Below are 22,785 nucleotides of genomic sequence, written 5' to 3' on the forward strand. Positions count from 1 at the left end.
GGGCGATGTTGTGGGCGCTCAGGCGGCCGGCTGGGCCTCACCCTTGAGCCGCGCGGTTTCCGCCGAAGTCGACTGCGGTCCGGTGTTGCGGCTGGAAAGCCCGTTCTTGGCATTGCCCTTCACGAACGGTTCGGGATCGCCCTCGCGCAGTTGCAGACCGAAGATGGGCGAGAGACCGGGATGACGGCCGAGGCCACCATACAGATCGAACCCACGCTCGATCCAATCGCGCAGCGGATCGTCGTCGGTCAGCACGGGCGTATCTGCCACCGAGGCGGTGAACAGGAACACGGCGAGCAGACGGTAATCGGCATAATTGGGCGTGTCGCCACCGAACCACTTATTCTCCGCCAGCACATTGCGCATGATCTGGAGGTTTGGCGGCACCTTGGGCAGACGGTCTTCACGGCCCACAATGATGTCCTCGATCTTGCGGCCGAACATCCGCTCGCGCGATTCGGTAACATATTGGTGATCCTGCGGCAGCGAGCGATCACGATATTCCTTGAGGAAGCAGGTCATCCACGGGCTGATCGCTTCTTTCCACAGCCAGGCTTCCATGCCCTGGGTGAGGGCGCGCACGCTGGGGTGCGGGATGAGCGTCGGCCGGTCGGGATAGGTCTCGTCCAGATATTCGGCGATCAGCCAGCTATCGAGCACCCATTTGCCATCGTCGACGATCGCCGGCAGGCGCTCGGTCTTGCCGCCGGTCCGCTCGAGAATGCCGGTGAAACCGCCGGGCACCGTGTCGATCTCAAAGCCCTTGTGGGCGATCGCATATTTCGTCGCCCACACGAAGGGGCTGATCGTCGCGCCGCTCGCCAACGCCAGATCGTAAAATGTAATTTTGTTGTCTTTTGCCATTGCAGAGCCTCTTTCAGTCCTCGCCATTGTCGGGCGCTGAATAGGGCGTTGCAATCTCGAATGCCAGTATTTTTGCGGCTAAGCGCAAGGGGAATGAGCAGAGCTGCGCGGGCCGCGCGCACTCTCTCATTGACTAAGTCTGGCAGGTGTCAGCTTTGCGCGATGAGGCCCCGGGCGGGTTCGATCACGGTGAGCGTGGCGGAATCCGTCACCAGCCAGCACTCACCCGCTGCCCAAGGCTGTCCGTCGATCGTGCCCCGGCCGCTCAGCGGAACGAACCAGCAATGGCCATCGGCGCAGTCCAGGTCATGGCTGCCTTCGTGCCAGCGCTCCAGCGCCAGCGTGAACGGCGCCTCGTCGCGGCGGAGAAGCGTATCCGCATCCACTTCTGCGATGTTGACCGGCGCCCGTCTATAAGGCTCGGCGCGGCTCACGGCGACGCCATCATCCAGATGCAGTTCGCGCGGGCGGCCATAATCGTAGAGCCGATAGGTCACATCGACATTCTGCTGCACCTCGACCAGCGTGACGCCAGCGCCGATGGCGTGGACAGTCCCGGCGGGAATGTAGAAGAAGTCGCCGGCCTTTACCGGCTTCCAGTCCATCAGATGCTCGATGCTGCCATCGAGCGAGGCGGCGCGCAGGGTCTCATCATCCAGCGGGCGGAGCGTCCCCATGCCAAGCGTCGCGCCGGGCTCGGCATCGAGGATGAGCCAGCACTCGCTCTTTCCGCCCGGCAGACCGCGCGCCTGGCCCTGCGCGTCATTGGGGTGAACCTGGACGGACAGGCGCTCGCTGGTGAAGATATATTTGACGAGCAGCGGCGGATGCTGGCCGTCCGGCCCATCGAACCAGACCTCGCCAATCTGCCGGCCCTGTCCATCGGGATAGGCCGCTGGCAGATCGGTGCGGCCCCAGGGCTTCTCGACATATTTGGTGGCAAGGCGAATGGCGTTCACGATTCAGCGATCCTTCAGGGCGACGCGCTTGCCGTCCATCCACAGTTCGAGGACCTGCGTCGCGGCAAGGTCGGTGGGGCTGGCCAGTTCGATGTCGCGGTCCAGAATGAGGAAATCGGCACGCTGGCCGGGTGCGAGATTGCCGAAGCGCTCCTCGGCAAATGCGGCATAAGCGGCGCCGCGGCCATAAGCGCGCAGCGCCTCCGCCAGCGTCAGGCGTTGCGTCGGCAACCAGCCGCCCGCTGGCTCGTTGCGGGCATCGAGCCGCGTGGTGGCCGACTTGAGGCCGATGAAGGCATCCGCCGGCTCCACCGGTGCATCGGAGCCGAACGCCAGCGGCACCTTGTTGTCCAGCATCGTGCGCCAGGCATAAGCGCCGCCGAGCCGCTCCGGCCCGAGCCGCCGCGTCGCCATCGCCCAGTCGGAGGTGGCGTGCTGCGGCTGCATGGAAGCGATCGTGCCGCTGCGCGCGAAACGGGCGAGATCGGCCGGGTCGACGATCTGCGCATGTTCGATCCGCCAGCGCCGGTCGCCCTTATAGGTCTCGCTCAGTTCCTCGATGGCATCCAGCGTCTCGGCATTGGCCTGATCGCCAATGGCGTGGACGGCAAGCTGGAAGCCGTCCATCGCTGCCCGGCTCATCTGGTTGCGCAACTGGGCTGATGTCAGCAGCGCTAAGCCGCTCTCCTTGGGCGCATCGGCATAAGGCGCCTTGAGCCAGGCACCGCGTGAACCGAGCGCGCCATCCAGCACCAGCTTGACGCCGCCCAGCCGCAGCCGGTCGTTGTACAGCCACGGGGTCGGCGCAGGCCCGGCGATCAGCGCGGCCTGCTCCATGCCGGCGGCATAGCCCAGGATGCGGATTCGCAGCGCGCCCCGGTCGCCGGCGCGGCGATAGGCCTGCCAGTGCTCGATGCTGGTGCCCATGTCGGCGACGGTGGTGACGCCGCGCGCCAGCAGCGCATCCTGCGCGGCGGACAGTGCCGCGTCATAATCCTTGGGCTGGGGACGGGGGAGGGCAGGCGTCATCAGCGCCATCGCCTTGTCCACGAGGATGCCGCTGGGACGCCCTGCGACCATCTCGATCCGCCCGCCGGCAGGGGCCTTGCTGGTCGGTGCGATCTTGGCGGCGGTCAGCGCGGCGGCATTGGCCCAGCCGGCATGACCATCGACGCGCTCCAGCCAGATCGGGCGCCCATCGCCCAGCCCATCGAGGTCGGCGGCAGTCGGGAAGCGGCCGAGGTTCCACTTCTCGTGATTCCAGCCAAAGCCGATGATCCACGGACGGCCGGGATTGGCCGCAGCGAAGGCGGCGATCTTCTGCCGCGCCTCTTCGAGCGAATTGGTATCGCTCAGGTCCAGATTGAGGCGCGAGAAGCCGACATCAATGACATGAACATGCGCGTCGATGATGCCGGGCATCAGCGTGCGGCCCTTGCCGTCAAAGCGGAAGCTCGGCCGATCGGGGCGTTTCTCGCCGCGCGCCAGCCGCTTTTCCACCCGGCCATCGTCGCTGATGACAAGGCCGGTGAAATGCACGAGGTCGCCGGTCGCATCGACCGTGATGCCGTTCACATTATCGATCAGGCCCTGAGCGTCCGCGCGGGTCGCGCCCATGCCCAGTCCGAGCGCGAGCGCCGCCAGAACGGCGCTTGTCCTTCGTGCAAAACTCATGGCTTGCGCAGGCGCCTCACCAACGCGCTGGTATCCTGCCGTCCGCCGCCCATGGCGACGACCTCGGCATAATATTGATCGACCAGCGCCGTGACCGGCAATGTGGCGCCGAGCGTGCGCGCTTCATCAAGGGCCAGGCCCAGATCCTTGCGCATCCACTCCACTGCGAAGCCGAAATCGAAGCTGTCCTCGCTCATCGTCTTCCAGCGATTGTCCATCTGCCAGCTTTGCGCGGCGCCGCCACCAATCGCTTCCTGGACCTTGCCGAGGTCGAGCCCTGCTGCCTGCGCGAACCGCAGCGCTTCGGAGAGGCCCTCCAGCACGCCGGCGATGCAGATCTGGTTGACCATCTTGGTGGTCTGGCCCGCGCCGGCCTCGCCACAATGCACGATGCGGGCGGCATAGCTTTGCATGACCAGCCGCGCTGTCTCGACCGCCGCCTGGGTGCCGCCGCACATCACCGACAGCGTGCCGCCCTGCGCGCCGGACTGTCCGCCGGAAACCGGCGCATCGACGAAATGAAGCCCCCGGCTCTCCGCCTCGTCTGCGAGCTGCCGCGCGATTTTGGCGGAGACGGTGGTGTGATCGATGAACAGCACGCCGGGTCGCATCGTGCGGAACGCGCCGTCGCGCCCGATGGTCACCGCTTCGAGGTCGGCATCATTGCCGACGCAGCTGATGACGACCTCGGCCTCCGCCGCGGCTTGCGCGGGGCTGACTGCCGCCTCGCCGCCATGCTGCTCGACCCAGGCCTGGGTCTTGCCCATCGACCGATTGAACACCGAGAGGTCGTGCCCGGCGGCGGCGAGATGCCCCGCCATTGGTCCGCCCATCACTCCCAGCCCGATAAACGCGATTTTTGCCATAAGCAGGGCATAGTGGCAGTTTGCAGGATGCGCCAGATGGGAGTAGGGGGCGGCGCCATGAACAGGATCGAACCGCTTGAGCCCCTGACGGCCAGTGCCGATGCGCTGCCCGTCTCCGTCGCCGATGTCCGCGCGGCGGCGGCGCGAATTTCGGGCTCGATCCTGCGCACGCCCACCGTGGTTAGCAAGACGCTCTCGCAGATGACTGGCGCGACCGTGTATCTCAAGTTCGAGAACCACCAGTTCACCGCCGCCTACAAGGAGCGCGGCGCGCTCAATCGCCTGTTGCTGCTGGACGATGCGTCGCGGTCCAAGGGTGTCATCGCGGCGTCGGCCGGCAACCACGCACAGGGCCTTGCCTATCACGGCGCCAAGCTCGGCGTTCCCGTCACCATCGTCATGCCCATGACGACGCCGCTGGTGAAGGTGATGCAGACCGAGGGTCACGGCGCGACCGTGGTGCTGGAAGGCGAGAAATTCGAGGACGCCTATAATCACGCGCGCAAGCTGGAAGCCGAGCGTGGCCTGACCTTCGTCCACCCGTTCGACGAGCCGGACATCATCGCCGGGCAAGGCACGGTGGCGCTGGAGATGCTGGAGGACGCGCCGGAGATCGACACGCTGGTCATCCCCATCGGCGGCGGCGGGCTCTTCTCGGGCATGGGCACCGCTGCGCGCGGCATCCGCCCGGATATCGAGCTGATCGGCGTTCAGGCGGAACTCTACCCCTCGATGTACGATGTGGTGAAGAGCGCCAACCTGCCCTGCGATGGCGATACGCTGGCCGAGGGCATTGCGGTCAAGGAGCCGGGGCAGCTCACGCGCCGCTTCGTCACCGCGCTCGCCAATGATGTGGTGCTCGTGACCGAGCGCGCGCTGGAACAGGCGGTGAGCCTGCTGCTCCAGATCGAGAAGACCGTGGTCGAGGGCGCTGGCGCTGCCGGTCTCGCCGCACTGATCGAGCACAAGCCGCTGTTCGCCGGCAAGACGGTGGGCCTGGTGCTGTGTGGCGGCAACATCGATACGCGCCTGCTCGCCAATGTGCTGCTGCGCGATCTGGCCCGTTCAGGCCGATTGGCGCGCCTGCGCATCATCATGCAGGATCGTCCCGGCGCGCTGTTCCATGTCGCTCGCATCTTTGATCAGGAGGCGGTGAACATCCTGGAGCTCTCCCACCAGCGGATTTTCACCAATCTGCCCGCCAAGGGCCTGACTCTGGATGTGGAGTGCGAGACGCGCGACGAAGCCCATCTCCAGCGGTTGATGCAGGCGCTGGCTGTGGCGGGCTACGATACAACGCCGGTCGAGCTGGCCTGAAAACGCCGCCGCGCCGGTGACGCGGCTTTGACCGGTCAGGTCAGCGGCGTGTCGGGTTCCGGCTGGCTGGCATTTCTGAATGCCAGCGCCGTCTGGAGCGCGTCATCCAACGCGGCCACGCTATAGGGCTTGGTCAGCGTGGTGACGTGCGCGAACGCCTCGGGGTGCAGCGCGCCGCCATAGCCGGTCACGAAGATGCAGGGTGTGCCCTTGTCTCGCAGCATTTGCGCCAGCGGATAGCTTTGCTGGCCATGGATGTTCACATCCAGAATGGCGAGGTCCAGCGCCTGTCGGCCGATCAGCTCTGCCGCACTGTCGAAGCTGTGCGCCAGAACGGGGTTCGCGCCGCGATCCAGCAGCTTGTCTTCGAGGACGAGCGCGATGATCGGCTCGTCCTCAACGATCAGGATGGTCAGGTCGTCCAGTCTCATGAAACAATCGATGCGTTGGTGAGCTTTGCCTTGATGGTGCACAGCAGGCCGGTCGGCCGAAAGTCTATGACGACGCCGCTGGCCCGTTCCGTCGAGAAGCCGTGCTCGATGAGGCGCGACCCGAAACCCCGACTTGCGGGTTGCTGGACGGGCGGGCCACCGCGTTCTTCCCAACGCAGGTCGATCAATCGGTAATCCTCTTCTTCGTCCTCGATCGTCCAACTGAGGTCTATGTGACCTTCAGGCACGGACAAAGCCCCATATTTCACAGCATTGGTGCAGAGTTCGTGAATGATCATGGAGAGGGACACCGCCGTCTGCGGCGCGATGGTGAAATCCCGGCCATCGAGATGCACCCGTGCCAGATCCTCGCCGATGGAGGCTTCGGCCGCACTGCGCACCGTCTCGATGAAGCCGGCGGTTTTCCAGTTGCTGGTCGTCAGCAGATTATGGGCCGCCGCCAGCGCCGCGAGCCGCGCATTGAAGGTCTGACGCGGAACCTCGGACCCAGGCATCTGGCGGAAGGATTGCATCGCCAGGCCCTGGACGATCGCCAGCGTGTTCTTCACGCGGTGATTGAGCTCGTTCATCAGCAGGGCCTGCCGCTCTTCCGATTCCACTTGGTCGGTCACGTCATGGCCTTGGACGAACACCCCGGAAACAGTCCCGCCTTCGCCCACGGTGGGTTGATAGACGAAGTCGAGGTAGCGCTCCTGCACCTCGGTTCCCTCGTCATTCTGCAGCAGCACCTTGAGGCGGCGCCCGATGAAGGGTTTGCCCGAGCGATAGACCTGGTCGAGCAGGTTCAGGAAGCGCTGCCCGCTGACCTCCGGCAGGGCGTCCTTCACCCGCTTGCCCAGCAGATCCCGGCCCCCGACCAGCTTGTGATACGCGGCGTTCGCCATGCGGAACTCATGATCCGGCCCGTGCAGAATGGCCACGAATCCCGGCGCCTGCTCGAACAGGGATTTGAACTGTCCGGCCTCTTCCGCGAGGTCCAGATTGCGCGCCTGCACGGCATTGGCGCGCTGGATCAGGCCCATTTCATCGCGCATGGCCCGCAGCGTCTGCAGTTCGGTCACGTCGACCGTGTGCTGCAGGATGTAGGCGACCTTGCGTGCCTCGTCCGCAAAGGGCGTGTGGGTCGCACTCCAGTAGCGCACGTCCATCCCGCCATCGGGCGTGGGAATGTCGTAGCGGATGAGCGCGATCTCGTCTTGTTTGCCGGAGGCGAAAACCCGCCGGAACGAGGCTTCCAGCTGCCGGTGACTCTCCGAGTCCGGGTCGCTCGGAAAGGCATCGAACATGTTCTGGCCCAGCAGCTTGTCGCGGGTGCGCATGGTCACCTGCAGATAGGCGTCGTTCATCCAAACGATCCGCAGATCGCTATCGAGCAACACATAGGGATTGGGAGAACGCGCCAGCAGGGCCTGAAAATCGATCGTCACGGAGCCCTCGGAAAAGACGGACGGCGGTAGAATCCAGCCCGACAATGCACGATCTTGCGCGTCGGTTGCACAGAGTCAATTTCATTCCACCGGCGCCGCCCAAAGCCCGACGATTTTTGGTCGCATCTGCACGGGCGGCGAAGGCCCGCTGCTCAGAACATCCCGTTCGCGTTCGGCCCGCCGAGCTTCACGTCCTGCGCGACATCCCAATGCTCCACAATGAGGCCGTTCTCGATCCGGAAGATGTCAACCACCGCCCAGCCGCTATCGTCCGGCCAGCGGCGGACGTGGTAGTGGACGATGACATGATCGCCATCGGCAAACATGCGCTTCACGTCATGCACGCCCTGGGGATGCACGGACCTGATATGGTCGAGAAACGCCTTGAATGGCGCGCGCCCCGTTTCGACCGAGGGATTGTGCTGGATGTAGTCGGGCGCGATGAACCGGTCCACGGCGCCCGAATCCATGGGGTTGAGCACCTCGTCGAAAAGCCCGCGGACCAACGCCAGATTGGCTTGCTCATCGGCGGTATATCGCATCTCATCGCTCTCCATTGCGGCAGGCGTGCGTTATCGCACTTGTGCTCGTGCATATGCACCGTAAGACCAGCAGGGCAAAGGCCGCAACGGTCTGGCAGAGACAGCGTGGAGGGGAGGGCGACCGACCGATGGATGAGGCGGACTTCGTCATCGTGGGGGCGGGCAGTGCGGGCTGCGTGCTGGCCAATCGCCTGAGCGCGCAGGCCGGAACCTCCGTCACGCTGCTGGAGGCGGGCGGCGAGTGCCGTCATCCGATCATCGATATGCCGCTCACCTGGATGCAGGCCGCCGCGACCGAGCGCTTCATCTGGGGCAATGAGAGCGAGCCGGACCCGCAAATGGGCAATGGCACCCAGCCCATTCCGCGCGGCAAGGCGCTGGGCGGCAGCTCCTCGATCAACGGCACCATGTATATTCGCGGCCACGCGGCGGACTATGATCGCTGGCGCGACATGGGCTTGCCCGGCTGGGGCTTCGATGATGTGTTGCCCTATTTCCGCCGCTCGGAGACCAATTGGCGCGGCGCGGGAGCCGACCATGGCGGGACGGGCGAACTGCACGTCACCGCGATGAAGCCGGACCCGGTGCTGTTCCCGGCGTTCATGCGCACCGCGCGCAATCTGGGCTATGACGAGGAACCGGATTTCAACGTGCCGCGCCCGGAGGGGTTCGGCATTCCTGACTGCACGATCCGCGCGGGGCGTCGGCACAGCACGGTGCGGGCGTTCATCGACCCGGTGCGTGGCCGCCCCAATTTGCGGATCGAGACCCATGCGCTCGCCTCGCGCGTCATCATGGAGCATGGCCGGGCGGTCGGGGTGGAGTATCGCAAGGGCGGGACCGTGTGTCAGGTGCGGGCGCGCCGCGAGGTGATCCTGTGCGGCGGTGCGATCAACTCGCCGCAACTGCTCATGCTTTCCGGCATCGGCCCGGCGGCGCATCTGGCTGACATGGGCGTGCCGGTGCTGCGCGATCTGCCGGGCGTGGGCGCCAATCTGCAGGATCATCCGATCGCGCTCAGCTTCTGGCAGGCCGCCGCGCCGGTGACCTTTGACGATCAGTTGCGGCTCGACCGGATCGCCCTGCACGCGGCGCGCTGGGCCCTGTTCGGCACCGGCAATATGGCGCAGAGCCCCATGTCGATACAGGGCTTCCTGCGCTCGGGGCCGTTGCAGGATCGGCCCGATCTTCAGTTTCAGATCGTCCACGCAAGTTACGCGGCGCGGCCTTGGTTCCCCGGCTGGCGAAAAGGCGCGGGGCATCAGTTCTCGGCCGGCACGCTGCTGCTCAACCCCAAGAGCCGGGGCAGCATCGCGCTGCGCTCCGCCGATCCAGAGGCGCTGCCGAAAATTCACCTGAACTTCCTGAGCGAACAGGGTGATCTTGATCGGCTCTTATGGTCGATGCACTTCATGCGCCGTTTCTTCGCGACCGCACCGGCGCGGGATCTGGTCGCCGCGGAAGTCGCGCCCGGCCCCGATGCAGCGGATGATGCGGCGCTTGAAGGCTGGCTGCGCGCAACGGCGCGGAGCGGGGGGCATCCCGCCTGCACCTGCGCCATGGGCACCGACGATGCTGCCGTGCTGGATGCGCAGTTGCGGGTGCGCGGCGTCGAGAGCCTGCGCGTGGTGGATGCCTCCTCCATGCCGGCGCTGATCCGGGGCAATACCAACGCCCCCGTAATCATGATCGCGGAAAAGGCGGCTGACCTCATTCTGGGCAAGACGGCGCCGGCCGGGCCAGCGCAGCGATGATGGACGAGCAGGAACGGCCAGACCGGATGAACCGGCGGCGAGGGTGAGAGGATGGGACCGAGATGAGCCAGAGCGACGCAATTCTGCCGGCGGATGCACAAGCGGACCCGCCGGCGCCTGCCAAGGCGGCCAGCGGATTTCAGATCTACATCGTCGGCCTGCTGAGCTTCATCATCATGGTCATCGATGGCTATGACATCGGCTCGATGCCCGTCATCGTGCCGCATCTGGCGCAGCTCTGGGGCGAGCCGCCGGCCTTGTTCGCGCCGGCCTTATCTGCCGTGGTCATCGGCCTGGGTCTCGGCGCCTTCTTTCTCGGCCCGCTGGGCGACAAGGTCGGGAGGCGCACGACGACCGTTGTGGCGCTGGGCGTTATCAGCTTCGCGACACTCGGCACGTCATGGTCGCAGACGGTCAGTCAGTTGTTCTGGTGGCGCTTGCTCACCGGCACGGCGCTGGGCGCCTGCCTGCCCAATGTGCTGGCGATCCTCGCGGAGGTGATGCCGGCCAAGCGGCGGGCGAGCGCGATGACCATTGTCGGCTGCGGCATTCCGGTCGGGGCAGCCGGTGCCGGCGTCGTGGTGCCATGGCTCACCGCCGGGCGCGGGTGGGAAGCGGCGTTCACCGTCCCGGCGACCTTCATGTTCGTGATCACGGTTCTTCTGGCGCTGTTTCTCACGCGCCTGCCGGCGGCTCCCGTAGCGGCCAAACCGGCGCGCGAGCGGGCGTGGCACTGGACGGACATTCCCATATTGGCGCCGCTGGGGCGCGGCTATCTGCTGCGCACCACGCTGTTTTCCGCGCTGTTCTGCTTCAATGCGCTGTCCATGTACATGCTGGCGAGTTGGCTGCCGACGGTGCTGCGCGGGGTCGGCTTCAGCTTCGAGACGTCGGCCCACATGGCTTCCATCGTTCAGATCGGTGGGCTGGTCGGCGGCCTCATTCTGGCCACGCAGATCGACCGTCACCGCACGATCCCGGCGCTGTTGGCAGGCTATGCGCTGGTGTCGCTCGGCTTGGTGGCGCTGGCGGTGCTGGCGCCGGCATTCGCCACCTGGGGCCTGCTCATGCTGATTATCGGCATGGGCGTAGGCGGCGCCCATATCGCGCTGACGGCCGTGGCCGCGAGCATCTACCCGATCACGATGCTGTCGGCCGCCATCGGCCTGGCAGTCGCTGTCGCGCGCGTGGGTGCCATGGCGGGGCCGCTCGTGGGCGGGGCGTTGATCGCTGCCAACATGTCCGCCGGCATGTTCTTTCTGGCGCTGCTGGTGCCGGTCGGCTGCTGCATCCTGTGCGTGCTCGCCTTCTCCAAGGCGCGGATCGCGACCGCGCCCTCCGCTCAGGAGGAGGCTGCAGCCTGAGCGGCCTCTTTCGTATCTGCGCCTTCTGAACTCTCAGAGGCCTCGGCAGTGCTCCCTCGCGGCGGGTGTTCGCTCGTCAGCAGATCGAGGAAGCGCTTGAGCCACCAGCGAATGTCCTGCGTTTCCACGCTGTCCATCATAGCCCGCCAGCGCGTCTTGCGCTCTTCGAGCGGCATGAGCAGCGCCTGGTGCAGCGCGTCGGCCAGTTCTTCCGGGCTGAACGGGTTGACCAGCAGGGCATCCTGCAATTGCTCGGCGGCGCCGGCATAACGGGAGAGGATGAGGACGCCGGGATTTTCTGGGTCTTGCGCCGCGACATATTCCTTCGCGACAAGGTTCATCCCATCCCGCAATGGCGTCACCAGCGCAGCGCGCGCGGAGCGGTACATGCCGGAGAGGGCAAGCCGGTCATAGCCACGGTTCACATAGCGCAACGGCACCCAATGAGCGGTCGCAAACTCGCCATTGATGTGGCCCGAGAGCGCATCGAGTTCACGACGGATGTCCTGATAGCTGGCGACCTGCTCGCGCGATGGCGGCGCGATCTGGAGGAAGGTGACCTTTTCCTGAAATTCGGGATGGTCCTGCAGCAAGCGGCTGTACCCGTGAAAACGCTGCTCCATGCCCTTGGAATAATCGAGCCGGTCGACCCCCATGATGAGGTCGCGGCCTTCGAGACTGCGCAGGATGCTTTCGCGCGCTTCATCGGCTTCCGGGGTGGTCGCGCTTTTGGCGAAGTCCCCCGCATCGATGCCGATCGGGCAGGCGACGACCCGCACGGTCCGGTCGCCGATGCGGATCACACCGTCCGATATCTCCGCCTCGGGGAACTGGTCGTGGACATAATAGAGGAAGGAATCGAGCCAGGCCTGGCACTGGAAGCCCAGCAGATCATAGGCGAACAGCGCATTCACCAGCTTGGCGTGGCTCGGCAGGGAGGTCAGCAGGCGCGCAACGGGCCAGGGCGTGTGAAGGAAGAAACCGGTGCGGTTGGTGACATCGCGTTTGCGCAGTTCCGCGCCGAGCGGGATGAGGTGATAGTCGTGGACCCAGATCAGGTCTTCAGGCGTGACCAAAGGCATCAGGGTGTCGGCGAAGCGTTCGTTCACGCGCGCATAACCACCCGCGAAGTTGCGCTCGAATTCTGCGAGGTCGGTCCGGTCGTGAAAGAGCGGCCAGAGCGTGCGATTGGCAAAGCCGTTATAGTATTCGTCGATATCCTGCGGCTCGAGGTCGACGGTAGCAGTGGTGACGCCGTCGCTCTTGCTGAAATTTACATGCCCGGTGAACGTCTCGGTCTCGTTGCCCGACCAGCCGAACCAGATGCCATTTGTCTCGCGCAGCGCCGAGGACAGCGCGACCGCAAGGCCACCCTGATTGGCTTGTCCTTCCCCCGTCGGCGGGCTGACGCGGTTCGACACGATGACGAGGCGAGTCATCTGATGGTACTCCACGGCTTGCTGAGCAGAACGGCGCAGTTGATTAATCCAACCAACGAATAGGTTTGGGGATAGTTGCCCCACAGTTCGCCCGTGGCGGGGTCGATATCCTCCGAGAGCAGGCCGGCGGCAGTGCGGCGGCTGAGCATTTCCTCGAACAGCACCCGCGCCTCGTCGACCCGTCCGGTGGCGTGCAGCGCCTCGATCAGCCAGAAGGTGCAGACGTTGAAGGCGGTCGAGGGCAGGCCGAAATCGTCCTCGGTGGCATAGCGCAGCATGTGGCTGCCGCGACGCAACCCCTGCTCGACGGCCTCGAGCGTGGTCTTGAATCGCGGATCGCCGGGCGAGAGAAAGCGTAGGTCCAGCAACTGGATGATGCTGGCATCCAGATCGTCGCCCCCGAATGTCGCGGACATGCGGCCTGTGTCCTCCCGCCAGGCCGCATCGATAATGGTCTGGCGCATGCGATCGGCCCGGCCCTGCCAGAAGGCGGCCCGTTCCGGCAGATCGAGCGCGGCGGCGGCATTGGCCAGTCGGTCGCACGCCGCCCAGCACATGGCGGCGGAGTAGGTGTGGACATGGCTGCGGGTGCGCAGCTCCCACAGACCGGCATCGGGCTTGTCATAGACGTCCCACGCGCGCTCGCCCACGGCCTCAAGCGCATGGAAATCGTCGGTGCCGCCCATGCGCAGCAGCCGCCGATCAAAGAAGCTCTGGGTGCTGGAGAGGACGATCTGGCCATAGGCATCGTGCTGGATCTGCTCGGCCGCCTGGTTGCCGACGCGCACCGGCCCCATGCCGCGATAGCCGGCCAGCCCCGGCGCGATCCATTCGGTCAGCGTGGCTTCGCCACCCACCCCATAAAGCGGCTGAATATGGCCCCCGCGCGCATTATCGACGAGGTTGCGCAGATATTCGAGATAGCTCTCCAGAACATCGAGGGCCCCGAGCCGGTTGAGCGCCTGCACCGTGTAATAAGCGTCGCGAATCCAGCAGTAGCGATAATCCCAGTTGCGCCCGCTATCGGCATGTTCGGGCAGCGATGTGGTCAGCGCCGCGACAATCGCGCCGGTTTCCTCATGTTGGCACAGCTTGAGCGTGATCGCGGCACGAATGACCGCTTTCTGCCACTCCACCGGCGTGGCGAGACCACGTACCCAGCCCTGCCATTCCCGGATCGTCCGGTCGAGCATGGTGTCCAGCGTGATGCGCAGATCGTCGGCAAAGCTCTCGTCCGGGCCTAAGAAGAAGTGCAGCGGCCGCTCGACACGGAAGAGTCGCTCGTCCTCGATCCAGCCGACCGGCGCGGTTGTCGTCAGGCGCAGGGTCATGTCCGAGAGCATGTAGCGGATGTGATTGGTGCCGCGCGTGCGGTGCGGATCGCGCGCGCCCCAGTCGCGCGCCGGGCGCAGGCGGATGCGGATGCGCGGGCTGCCCGCCACCGGCTTGACAATGCGGGCATAAGCGACCGGACGGAACATGCGCCCGCTGCGGTGGAAACGCGGACAGAAGTCGATGACCTCGATGGCGTTGCCATGCTTGTCCTCATGCCGCGTCACCAGCACCGGCGTGTTGCGCACATAATGCTGCGTCGTCTCCACGCAGTCTTCCAGGTCGATTTCCCAGAAGCCGCGCGCGCCCTCAGCGGCGCGTGGAGCAGGGTCGAGCAGGGAGGAGAAGGCCGGGTCGCCATCCACCCGGGGCACGCAGCCCCAGACGAAGCGGCCGGCCCGGTCGATTAGGGCGGAGACCTGGCAATTGCCGATGGGCCAGAGGTCGAGTGTAGCAGTCATCAGAGCAGGTCCTCCAGCCAGGCATGTACGGCGCGCGGATTGGCAAGCTTGTATTGGGCTGCGGTCGGCCGCCGATCGCCCACGATCACTCCGACGCCGCCAAGCGCCTGCGCGGCGAGAAACGCGGCCTCGTCGGTCTCGTCATCGCCAAGGAACCAAGGCGAGGTGCCTGCCATGGGCGCGCGGCTCATCAGGGTGCGCACGGCCTTGCCCTTGTCGCCGCCGGGCATCCGCAGTTCCGTCATCATCTTACCGGGCTGGTAATGGAGGCCGAGGTCGTCAGCGAGGCGGGTGGCGAGGGCGGTGGCTTCCGCCTCGATCTGTGGCGCCATGCGGAAATGCAGCGCGACGCCATAGCTCTTGTCCTCGACGATCACGCCCTCGTGCCGGCCGGCGAAGGCGCGAAAGTCCGCGGCGGCTTCGTCCAGTCCCTTGGGCCGCACCGGATGCGCCGCGACACCGCGCCAGCGATGTTCGCTGCCATGGCTGCCGGAAACCGCCAGATCTTGCGCGATGGGGCCGAGAATGGCGTCGATCTGCGCGATGGAGCGCCCACTCACGACGGCCAGACGCCCATCGAGCCGCGTCGACAGCCGGGTGAGCAGGCTGCGCAGACGCTCGTCTGCGATCACCTCTTCGGGATGGTCGATCAGCTCGAAGAGCGTGCCGTCCAGATCCAGAAACAGGCTGAGATGGTCGAGGGTGTCGATTGAGGGGGCTGGAAGATCGAATGCGGACGGATGCGAAATGGTGATTCCCCTGTCATGGTTGGCGTCATGGTTGGGTCCGCCGTGATTGGGTTCGGCGTGGCTCTCGTTGCGAACGCCCGCACATGGGGGCGGGTTCCTGTCTCGCGGCCTGGCCGAAGCGCGGCCGGGTCGCGTTCGTCGTCCGCGCATGATAGCGAGGCGCATGCTCAAGCCAACCCCATCCGCCATTTTGTTCGTCTGTCTCGGCAATATCTGCCGGTCGCCTTTGGCCGAGGCGGCCTTCCGCCACGAGGCGTCGCTGGCCGGCCTCGATGTGACGGCGGACTCGGCGGGCACGGGCGACTGGCATGTCGGGCGGCCGCCCGATCCGCGCGCGCAGGCCACCGCGCTGCGCCATGGCATCGACATCTCGACCTATCGCGCGCGGCAGATAGCCCCGGCGGATTTCCAGCGCTTCGACATGATTTTTGCGCTGGATGGGGACAATCTCGCCAGCATCCGGCGCCTCGCGCCCGCAGGGCATCGCGCTCATGTCGGCCTGTTGCTGGACATGGTGCCGGGGCGGGAGGGGCAAGCCGTGGCCGACCCCTATTTTGGCGATGAAGCGGGGTTCGATGTGACCTGGCGGGACGTGCAGGCGGCGGCGCGCGCGCTGGTCAGCCGGTTTTGATCTGCGCGTAGAGGCGGTCGATGTCGGCCGGGCGGGCGAGGTCGGTGCCCGGCGTCAGCACCGCCGCAGTGCCACCGGCAATGCCATAGCGGAAGGCGTCCTCCACTGGCCAGTCGCTGGCCAGCGCATAGACCATCGCGGCGACGAAGCTGTCCCCGGCGCCGACCGCGCTTTTCGCGTCGATGGGGATGGCGGGGTGATAGAGGGTGCTCTCTGCCGTCGCCAGCACCGCGCCTTCATGGCCGAGAGTGACCGCGACATAGCGGGCGCGGCCCGATCGCACGATTTCCTGGGCCGCCGCGGCAATGGCATCCGGGCCTTTCAGGTCTCGCCCGACGAGCTGCTGCAATTCGCCCTGGCTCGGCTTGACCAGCAGCACATGCTCGCCGCTCAGGCCACCGCGCAGACCGGCGCCTGAACTGTCGAGCACGAAGCCGATGCCGCGCGGCGCCAGCGCGGCGGCAAGCTGCCCGTAGAAATCCTCCGGCACCCCGGGCGGCAGCGATCCGCTGGCCACGAAATAATCGCACGCCACCTGACTGAGCTGGTCGAGCGCCAGCCGCCATTCGGCGTCCTCCACCACCGGTCCCGGCGGCGTGAAGCGATATTCCTTGCCGCTGTCCTTCTCCAGCACCGAGGTCGCGACGCGGGTTTCGCCTTGGATGGGGATCTGCGCGCGCACCAGTTGATGCCGGTCGAGCAAGCCATCGAGCGCTACGCCCGTCGCCCCGCCGGACAGGTAATGCACCCGCGCATTGCCGCCCAGCCGCACGAACACGCGGGCGACATTGATGCCGCCGCCGCCGGGATTATGATATTCGCCAGCCGTCCGCATCTTGTGCGTGGCAAATACCTTGTCGACCTCATAGGCCACATCGATGGTGGGATTGAGGGTGAGCGTGGCGATGTTCTTCATGCGCATGGGCTAGCAGGATGCGCGCGGCGATCAAAGCCGTGCCGCGCTGTGCGGCAGCCGGTTGCATTGGCGGAGCAGGCGCGGCACGATGACGAGCAGGACGTTTACGCGCCTGGCACCGCGAATTATGACAAGATAAGTTCGATTCGAATTGTTAGTTAGGTCAACTAAAGTTAGACATTGAACCAACGGAGCGGGTGAGGCGACATTCGGCGCAAGATCGAATGGGCATCACCGGTTTGCTGGACTCCATCTGGGGTTCGGAAGGGAGAGTATGGCTGGAGATGCTGCGGACGGCCCGAAAGACCATGGCCTGGATGATGGCGGCCCGCCACCATCTGCCGGGCCGGTGAGGCAGCGCCTCGGGATGCTTCGGCAACTCCTGCTGGCGCTTCTCTGCCTTCCGCTGCTGCTGACGATCAGTTCCGCCAGCGTGCAGGCCGTGCCGGGCGGCAATGAGCTGATCTCCAGTCACGCCTATGCGGTGTTCGGCACCCCCAAATACGGCCCCGGCTTCAAGCATTTCGACTATGCCGATCCCAAGGCGCCCAAGGGCGGCACGCTGCGGGTGGCCTATATTGGCGGCTTCGACAGTCTCAATCTCATGGCCCTGCTCGGCACGCCGCCGATCGGCATGATGCAGGTTTACGAGCCGCTGATGCGGCGCAGTTCGGACGAGCCGGCAATGCGCTACGCGCTGGTCGCCGAGTCGATCACCTATCCCAAAGATATTTCATGGATGGATTTCCATCTCGATCCCCGCGCGCGCTGGCATGATGGCGTGCCGATCACGCCCGAGGACATCATCTTCACCATCGATCAGGCCAAGGGCCTGGTGACGCCGTCGCTCAAACGGCTGGAGCAGGCCGTGACGCGTGCGGAAAAGCGCGGGCCGCACACGGTGCGCGTCTATTTCACCCAGCCTAACAATCCCACGCTGCCGACGGTGGTGATGGATATGTGGCTGCTCCCCCGCCATTATTACGCGAAGCACGCGCTCAATGCCGCCTCGCTCGACCGCCCCTTGGGCAGCGGCCCCTACAAGGTCGGCCGCTTCAGCCAGGGGCGCTGGATCGAATATGAGCGCGTGAAGGATTATTGGGCCAAGGATCTGGCGGTCAACAAGGGCCGCTACAATTTCGACATCATCCGGCACGATTATTACCGGGACCAGACCGTGGCCTATGAGGCCTTCCTCGCCGGCAATGTCGACTTCCGACAGGAAACGAGCGCAGTGCGCTGGGCGAGCGAGAAGCAATTGCCGGCCTTCCGCGCGGGCCAGATCAAGCGGCAGGTCATCGATTACCGCAGCCCGTCCTTCTATCTGGGCATCGTCATGAACACGCGGCGGCCCGCGCTGGCGGATCGTCAATTGCGGCGCGCGCTGATGCTGGCCTATGATTTCGAGTGGGTGCGCCGGACCCTGCTCGCCGGGCATCATGGCCGCCTGCACAGCTTCTACACCAACAGCGAGTTTGCGGCCGAGGGACTGCCGCAGGGGCGGGAGCTGGAGCTGCTCCAATCCGTGCGGGACGAGGTGCCGGGCGAGGTGTTCACCAAGGCGCCGGACTTGCCGGTCGGCGGGAACTGGCGCAATCGCCGGGCCAATCTCATCGAGGCAGTGCGGATCCTGCGGGCGGTGGGCTATCGCTATCAGGATGGCCGGCTGATCGACAAGACAACCGGTCGCCCCATGGCGCTCGAGCTGATCAGCTATTCCCCGCTGATGGACCGGCAGGTTTCGCTCTTTGTCGAGAATGCGCGGCAACTGGGCATCGCCATCAGCTTCCGCTCGTTCGACAGTGCGCAGTTCCGGCATCGGCTGCGCCATTATGATTATGATCTGCTGCTCAACATTCCGATGTTCCCCGGCCATGAAACGCCGAGCATCGGCCAGACATTGATCTGGGGATCGCACGCTGCGGATCAGCCGCAATCGCTGAACTATCCGGGCGTCAAGAATCCGGCCGTCGACAAGATGCTGGCGCAGATGATCACCGCAACGGATCGCGAGACCGTGGTCGGCGCGATGCGGGCGCTCGATCGCATCCTGTTGTGGAATTTCTACGCCATTCCCTTCCAGCATGATTACCCGGCGCCGGTGGGGCAGATGCCGATCACCTATTGGGACCGGTTCGGCATGCCGAAAAAGCAGCCCGCCTATAATTTCCCGATCATGACGCTGGATACGTGGTGGAGCGACCCCGGCAAGACGGCCGGGCACGCACAAGGACAGTCTTCATGACGGCGCTCTGGTCCTATGTCGCCCGCCGGCTCCTGCTGATGGTGCCGACGCTGATCGGCATCGTCACGATCACCTTCATCATCATCCAGTTCGTGCCCGGCGGCCCGATCGACCAGATTCAGGCGCGGTTCGCCGGCACCGCGATGGACGCGACGGCCACCATCGGCGGCAGCGTGGACACCGGGGCGAGCAGTGGCATCATGCCCACCGGCGAGCTGGACCCGGCGATGGTGAAGGAGCTTGAGAAGCTCTACGGTTTCGACAAGCCGGTGCTCTATCGCTACTTCAAGATGCTCGGCGATTTCGCGCGGTTCGAGTTCGGCAACAGCTATTACAAGGACCAGCCGGTGATCGATCTGATCATCGAGAAACTGCCAGTTTCGATCTCGCTGGGCCTCTGGACCACGCTCATCACCTATCTCGTTGCCATTCCGCTCGGCATCCGCAAGGCCGTGCGCGCGGGCACCGCGTTCGATGCCTGGTCGAGCTTCTTCGTCACCATCGGCTATGCCATTCCCGGCTTCCTGTTCGCGGTGCTGCTGGTCGTGCTGTTCGCTGGCGGCACGTTCTGGAGCATCTTCCCGGCGCGGGGCCTTGTCTCGGACAATTGGGAGGAGCTCTCGCTCATCGGCAAGGTGCTCGATTATCTCTGGCACATCACCCTGCCGGTCGCCGCGATGGTCATCGGCGCCTTCGCCAACCTGACCATGCTCACCAAAAATTCGATCCTCGATGAAGTGGGCAAGCAATATGTGACGACGGCGCGGGCCAAGGGCCTCTCCGAGAACGGCGTGCTCTACGGCCATGTCTTCCGCAACGCGATGCTCATCGTCATCGCCGGCTTTCCGGCCGCCTTCGTCAGCGTGCTGTTCACCTCCTCGCTGTTGATCGAGGTGATCTTCTCGCTGGATGGCCTTGGGCTGCTGGGTTTCGAGGCGACGATCAACCGGGATTATCCGGTCATGCTGGGCTCGCTGTTCATCTTCTCGCTGCTCGGGCTGCTGACCAATCTGCTCGGCGATGTCACTTATGTGCTGGTCGACCCCCGCATCGATTTCGAAAGGCGGGACGTCTGATGAACGCCGAAACGCCCGTCGCAGCCCCGGCCGTTCATCCCCGGCCTGTGCGCCCGATCAGCCGAATGAGCCCGCTCACGCGCCGGCGCTGGGCCAATTTCAAGGCCAATAAACGCGGTTATTGGAGCCTGTGGATCTTCCTCGCGCTCTATGCGGTGACGCTGTGCGCGGAGCTGATCGCCAATGATAAGCCCATCTTGCTGAGCTATCGCGGCGAGATTTATGCGCCGGTGCTGCGCGCCTATCCCGAGACGACATTCGGCGGCGTGTTCGAGACGGAGGCCAATTATCAGGACCCCGCCGTGCGGGCGATGATCGCTGAGGGCGACGGCTGGGCGATCTGGCCGATCATCCCCTACAGCTACCGGACGATCGACTATGATATCCCCGTCACCGCGCCGTCACCGCCATCCGCACGCCATTGGCTGGGCACAGACGACCAAGCGCGCGACGTACTGGCGCGCATCATCTACGGCTTCCGCCTCTCGGTGACCTTCGGCCTGCTGCTCACCTTTTTCAGCTCCATCATCGGCATCACCGCCGGCGCCATACAGGGCTATTTCGGCGGGTGGACGGACCTCATTTTCCAGCGCTGCATCGAGATCGTGCAGAGCCTGCCGATGCTCTACCTGCTCATCATCATGGCCAGCTTCCTCACGCCCAGCTTCTTCACGCTGCTCGGTGCGCTGCTGCTGGTGAGCTGGATGACGCTGGTGCACGTCGTGCGCGCCGAGTTCCTGCGTGCGCGCAATCTCGATTATGTCCGCGCCGCCCGGGCGCTCGGCCTTGGCAACCGCACGATCATGTTCCGGCACATCCTGCCCAATGCGATGGTCGCGACCATCACGTTCCTGCCGTTCATCGTCTCCTCGTCTATCACCATCCTCACGGCGCTGGATTTTCTCGGTTTCGGCATGCCGCGCGGATCGCCCTCCATCGGCGAACTGCTCAATCAGGCGAAGAACAATCTCTATGCACCGTGGCTCGGCATCGCGGGGTTCGCCGTCATGGCCACCATGCTCTCGCTGCTCATCTTCATCGGCGAAGCGGCACGGGATGCCTTCGATCCAAGGAAATCGACATGAGCGCGACGGACACGCCCCTGCTTGCGGTCGACAGGCTGTGCTGCTCGTTCCGCTCGGAAGGCCGCATCGTCGAGGCGGTGAAGGACGTGTCCTTCACGCTGGAAAAGGGCCAGACGCTGGCGCTGGTCGGCGAGTCCGGCTCGGGCAAGTCCACCGCCGCCATGTCGATCCTGCAATTGCTGCCTTATCCGGTGGCGTTCCATCCGTCCGGCTCGATCCGGCTGGACGGGCAGGAGATCGTCGGCGCCAGCGAGCGCACGATGCAGACCCTGCGCGGCGCCCGCATCGCGCTGATCCCGCAGGAACCGCTGACGGCCCTCAACCCGCTCCACACCATCGATCGTCAGATCATCGAAGCGATGAAGCTGCACGATCCTGCGATCAGCCGGGCGGCGGCGGTGGCCAAGACCATCGATCTGCTTAAGCTGGTCGGCCTGCGCGATGCCGAGAACCGCCTCAAATCCTATCCGCACCAGCTTTCCGGCGGGCAGCGCCAGCGCATCATGATCGCGATGGCGCTCGCCAACGAGCCGGACCTGCTGATTGCCGACGAGCCGACCACCGCGCTCGACGTGACCGTGCAGGCGCAGGTGCTCGATCTGCTCAAGGATCTCCAGCAGCGGCTTGGCATGGCGATGCTGCTCATTACCCATGATCTGGGCGTCGTGCGCAAGATGGCCGAGCGCGTCTGCGTGATGACGCAGGGCGAGGTGGTGGAGGCGGGCGATACCAGCGCGGTGTTCGACAATCCGCAGCACGCCTACACCCGCAAGCTGCTGGACGCGACGCCGCGCGGCGAACCGCTTAAGATCGAGGGCGATCCCGCGCCGCTGGTGCGCACGGAGGATCTGAAGGTCTATTTCCCGATCAAGGGCTGGTTCGGCAAGCCGCGCGCCTTTGTGAAGGCGGTGGACGGCGTGACGCTCTCGATCCCGCGCGGGCATACGCTGGGCGTGGTCGGCGAGTCCGGCTCGGGCAAGAGCACGCTCGGCCTTGCGCTGCTGCGCATCAGCCGCTCGGAAGGGCCGATCTGGTTCGAGGATGAGCCGCTGCACGAACGCAACTGGAAGCAGATGCGCCCGCTGCGCAAGCGGATGCAGATCGTCTTTCAGGATCCCTTCGCCAGCCTCAGCCCCAAGATGACCATCGGCCAGATCGTCGGCGAGGGGCTGCCGATCCACCGACCCGACCTGACGCCAGCGGAGCGCTACGAGGCCGTCGCGACGATGATCGAGGAGGTCGGCCTCTCCACGGCGGTGCTGGATCGCTACCCGCACGAATTCTCCGGCGGCCAGCGCCAGCGCATCGCCATCGCCCGCGCGATCATCCTGCGGCCCGATCTCGTGATCCTGGACGAGCCCACCTCCGCGCTCGACATGTCCGTGCAGGCCCAGATCGTCGACCTGCTGCGCAACCTGCAGGCGAGCCATGGCCTGACCTATCTGTTCATCAGCCACGACCTCAAGGTCGTTCGCGCCCTCGCGCATGAAGTGGTGGTGATGCGCAACGGCAGGATCGTCGAGCAGGGCTCCTCGCAGCAGATCTTCAATGCGCCGCAGACGGATTACACGCGCGACCTGATCGCGGCGGCGTTGGAGTTGCGGGCGCGGGCGGCGGCTTGATGGGGTGGCG

General features: G+C 65.3%; 19 protein-coding genes. 8 read left to right on the plus strand and 11 right to left on the minus strand.

The window, feature by feature from the left end:
- Positions 1–18: 18 nt before the first annotated feature.
- The 4 genes from M2337_RS06335 to M2337_RS06350 all read right to left on the minus strand — a co-directional run bounded on the left by M2337_RS06335 (position 19) and on the right by M2337_RS06350 (position 4,363).
- On the minus strand, positions 19–864 hold the full coding sequence (locus M2337_RS06335; RefSeq protein WP_264572128.1) for a beta-etherase: 846 nt from the start codon (positions 862–864) through the stop codon (positions 19–21).
- 149 nt (positions 865–1,013) lie between these two features.
- Positions 1,014–1,823, minus strand: coding sequence for a class I mannose-6-phosphate isomerase (locus M2337_RS06340; RefSeq protein WP_264572129.1), 810 nt, complete (start codon positions 1,821–1,823; stop codon positions 1,014–1,016).
- 3 nt (positions 1,824–1,826) lie between these two features.
- Entirely contained in the window at positions 1,827–3,497 is a 1,671-nt protein-coding gene (locus M2337_RS06345; protein WP_413716228.1) for an amidohydrolase, read from the minus strand.
- Positions 3,494–4,363 carry an NAD(P)-dependent oxidoreductase gene (locus M2337_RS06350; protein WP_264572130.1) on the minus strand — a complete coding sequence of 290 codons (870 nt, stop codon included), beginning with the start codon at positions 4,361–4,363 and terminating at the stop codon, positions 3,494–3,496. Before M2337_RS06350 ends, M2337_RS06345 begins: the two co-directional genes overlap by 4 nt.
- 57 nt (positions 4,364–4,420) lie before the next feature.
- Here M2337_RS06350 and M2337_RS06355 point away from each other — a divergent pair, with 57 nt between their 5' ends.
- Entirely contained in the window at positions 4,421–5,680 is a 1,260-nt protein-coding gene (locus tag M2337_RS06355; protein WP_181558795.1) for a threonine ammonia-lyase, read from the plus strand.
- Between the two features lie 35 nt (positions 5,681–5,715).
- Here M2337_RS06355 and M2337_RS06360 read toward each other — a convergent pair whose 3' ends face one another.
- The 3 genes from M2337_RS06360 to M2337_RS06370 all read right to left on the minus strand — a co-directional run bounded on the left by M2337_RS06360 (position 5,716) and on the right by M2337_RS06370 (position 8,101).
- The gene (locus M2337_RS06360) at positions 5,716–6,111 is read right to left on the minus strand and encodes a response regulator (RefSeq protein WP_264572131.1); all 396 of its coding nucleotides are present in this window, start codon (positions 6,109–6,111) and stop codon (positions 5,716–5,718) included.
- Positions 6,108–7,559 carry a sensor histidine kinase gene (locus tag M2337_RS06365; protein ID WP_264574523.1) on the minus strand — a complete coding sequence of 484 codons (1,452 nt, stop codon included), beginning with the start codon at positions 7,557–7,559 and terminating at the stop codon, positions 6,108–6,110. The genes M2337_RS06360 and M2337_RS06365 overlap by 4 nt, the downstream gene beginning before the upstream one ends.
- A 152-nt stretch (positions 7,560–7,711) precedes the next feature.
- Positions 7,712–8,101, minus strand: coding sequence for a nuclear transport factor 2 family protein (locus tag M2337_RS06370; RefSeq protein WP_264572133.1), 390 nt, complete (start codon positions 8,099–8,101; stop codon positions 7,712–7,714).
- A 128-nt stretch (positions 8,102–8,229) separates the two neighbouring features.
- Here M2337_RS06370 and M2337_RS06375 point away from each other — a divergent pair, with 128 nt between their 5' ends.
- Both M2337_RS06375 and M2337_RS06380 read left to right on the plus strand, forming a co-directional pair.
- Entirely contained in the window at positions 8,230–9,855 is a 1,626-nt protein-coding gene (locus tag M2337_RS06375; protein ID WP_264572134.1) for a GMC family oxidoreductase, read from the plus strand.
- Between the two features lie 62 nt (positions 9,856–9,917).
- A complete protein-coding gene (locus tag M2337_RS06380; RefSeq protein WP_264572135.1) occupies positions 9,918–11,219 on the plus strand; it encodes an MFS transporter in 1,302 nt (433 codons plus the stop codon).
- On the opposite strand, the gene M2337_RS06385 is transcribed toward M2337_RS06380, so the two are convergent.
- Genes M2337_RS06385 through otsB form a run of 3 tightly spaced genes read right to left on the minus strand, consistent with a single transcriptional unit; the run spans position 11,198 to position 15,365 of the window.
- Positions 11,198–12,658: an alpha,alpha-trehalose-phosphate synthase (UDP-forming) gene (locus M2337_RS06385; protein ID WP_264572136.1), complete on the minus strand. Its 1,461-nt coding sequence runs from the start codon at positions 12,656–12,658 to the stop codon at positions 11,198–11,200. The two genes, M2337_RS06380 and M2337_RS06385, sit on opposite strands and share 22 nt — an antisense overlap.
- The gene (locus M2337_RS06390) at positions 12,655–14,451 is read right to left on the minus strand and encodes a glycoside hydrolase family 15 protein (protein WP_264572137.1); all 1,797 of its coding nucleotides are present in this window, start codon (positions 14,449–14,451) and stop codon (positions 12,655–12,657) included. The genes M2337_RS06385 and M2337_RS06390 overlap by 4 nt, the downstream gene beginning before the upstream one ends.
- Complete coding sequence (gene otsB / locus M2337_RS06395; protein WP_264572138.1) at positions 14,451–15,365, minus strand: trehalose-phosphatase; 915 nt, start codon at positions 15,363–15,365, stop codon at positions 14,451–14,453. Before otsB ends, M2337_RS06390 begins: the two co-directional genes overlap by 1 nt.
- Between otsB and M2337_RS06400 the strand changes: the two genes are divergently transcribed.
- Positions 15,364–15,831 carry a low molecular weight protein-tyrosine-phosphatase gene (locus tag M2337_RS06400; protein ID WP_264572139.1) on the plus strand — a complete coding sequence of 156 codons (468 nt, stop codon included), beginning with the start codon at positions 15,364–15,366 and terminating at the stop codon, positions 15,829–15,831. The genes otsB and M2337_RS06400 overlap by 2 nt on opposite strands.
- Here M2337_RS06400 and M2337_RS06405 read toward each other — a convergent pair.
- A complete protein-coding gene (locus tag M2337_RS06405; RefSeq protein WP_264572140.1) occupies positions 15,818–16,747 on the minus strand; it encodes a 1-phosphofructokinase family hexose kinase in 930 nt (309 codons plus the stop codon). The two genes, M2337_RS06400 and M2337_RS06405, sit on opposite strands and share 14 nt — an antisense overlap.
- A 367-nt stretch (positions 16,748–17,114) precedes the next feature.
- Here M2337_RS06405 and M2337_RS06410 point away from each other — a divergent pair, with 367 nt between their 5' ends.
- From M2337_RS06410 to M2337_RS06425, 4 genes are all read left to right on the plus strand, one after another.
- Positions 17,115–18,992 carry an extracellular solute-binding protein gene (locus M2337_RS06410; RefSeq protein WP_264572141.1) on the plus strand — a complete coding sequence of 626 codons (1,878 nt, stop codon included), beginning with the start codon at positions 17,115–17,117 and terminating at the stop codon, positions 18,990–18,992.
- A complete protein-coding gene (locus tag M2337_RS06415) occupies positions 18,989–20,068 on the plus strand; it encodes a microcin C ABC transporter permease YejB (protein ID WP_181558805.1) in 1,080 nt (359 codons plus the stop codon). Before M2337_RS06410 ends, M2337_RS06415 begins: the two co-directional genes overlap by 4 nt.
- Before the next feature lie 65 nt (positions 20,069–20,133).
- A complete protein-coding gene (locus tag M2337_RS06420) occupies positions 20,134–21,153 on the plus strand; it encodes an ABC transporter permease (RefSeq protein WP_413716247.1) in 1,020 nt (339 codons plus the stop codon).
- On the plus strand, positions 21,150–22,775 hold the full coding sequence (locus tag M2337_RS06425; RefSeq protein WP_264572143.1) for an ABC transporter ATP-binding protein: 1,626 nt from the start codon (positions 21,150–21,152) through the stop codon (positions 22,773–22,775). Before M2337_RS06420 ends, M2337_RS06425 begins: the two co-directional genes overlap by 4 nt.
- Positions 22,776–22,785 lie beyond the last annotated feature (10 nt).

Origin of the sequence: Sphingobium sp. B2D3A (assembly GCF_025961795.1) — a bacterium.
Classification (GTDB): domain Bacteria; phylum Pseudomonadota; class Alphaproteobacteria; order Sphingomonadales; family Sphingomonadaceae; genus Sphingobium.

Coding starts and splice junctions, on each gene's coding strand:
- M2337_RS06335 (WP_264572128.1), bottom strand. CDS start 864: ATGGCAAAAGACAACAAAATTACATTTTACGATCTGGCGTTGGCGAGC.
- M2337_RS06345 (WP_413716228.1), bottom strand. CDS start 3,497: ATGAGTTTTGCACGAAGGACAAGCGCCGTTCTGGCGGCGCTCGCGCTC.
- M2337_RS06350 (WP_264572130.1), bottom strand. CDS start 4,363: ATGGCAAAAATCGCGTTTATCGGGCTGGGAGTGATGGGCGGACCAATG.
- M2337_RS06355 (WP_181558795.1), top strand. CDS start 4,421: ATGAACAGGATCGAACCGCTTGAGCCCCTGACGGCCAGTGCCGATGCG.
- M2337_RS06360 (WP_264572131.1), bottom strand. CDS start 6,111: ATGAGACTGGACGACCTGACCATCCTGATCGTTGAGGACGAGCCGATC.
- M2337_RS06370 (WP_264572133.1), bottom strand. CDS start 8,101: ATGCGATATACCGCCGATGAGCAAGCCAATCTGGCGTTGGTCCGCGGG.
- M2337_RS06375 (WP_264572134.1), top strand. CDS start 8,230: ATGGATGAGGCGGACTTCGTCATCGTGGGGGCGGGCAGTGCGGGCTGC.
- M2337_RS06380 (WP_264572135.1), top strand. CDS start 9,918: ATGAGCCAGAGCGACGCAATTCTGCCGGCGGATGCACAAGCGGACCCG.
- M2337_RS06385 (WP_264572136.1), bottom strand. CDS start 12,658: ATGACTCGCCTCGTCATCGTGTCGAACCGCGTCAGCCCGCCGACGGGG.
- M2337_RS06390 (WP_264572137.1), bottom strand. CDS start 14,451: ATGACTGCTACACTCGACCTCTGGCCCATCGGCAATTGCCAGGTCTCC.
- M2337_RS06400 (WP_264572139.1), top strand. CDS start 15,364: ATGCTCAAGCCAACCCCATCCGCCATTTTGTTCGTCTGTCTCGGCAAT.
- otsB (WP_264572138.1), bottom strand. CDS start 15,365: ATGCGCCTCGCTATCATGCGCGGACGACGAACGCGACCCGGCCGCGCT.
- M2337_RS06405 (WP_264572140.1), bottom strand. CDS start 16,747: ATGAAGAACATCGCCACGCTCACCCTCAATCCCACCATCGATGTGGCC.
- M2337_RS06410 (WP_264572141.1), top strand. CDS start 17,115: ATGCTTCGGCAACTCCTGCTGGCGCTTCTCTGCCTTCCGCTGCTGCTG.
- M2337_RS06415 (WP_181558805.1), top strand. CDS start 18,989: ATGACGGCGCTCTGGTCCTATGTCGCCCGCCGGCTCCTGCTGATGGTG.
- M2337_RS06420 (WP_413716247.1), top strand. CDS start 20,134: ATGAGCCCGCTCACGCGCCGGCGCTGGGCCAATTTCAAGGCCAATAAA.
- M2337_RS06425 (WP_264572143.1), top strand. CDS start 21,150: ATGAGCGCGACGGACACGCCCCTGCTTGCGGTCGACAGGCTGTGCTGC.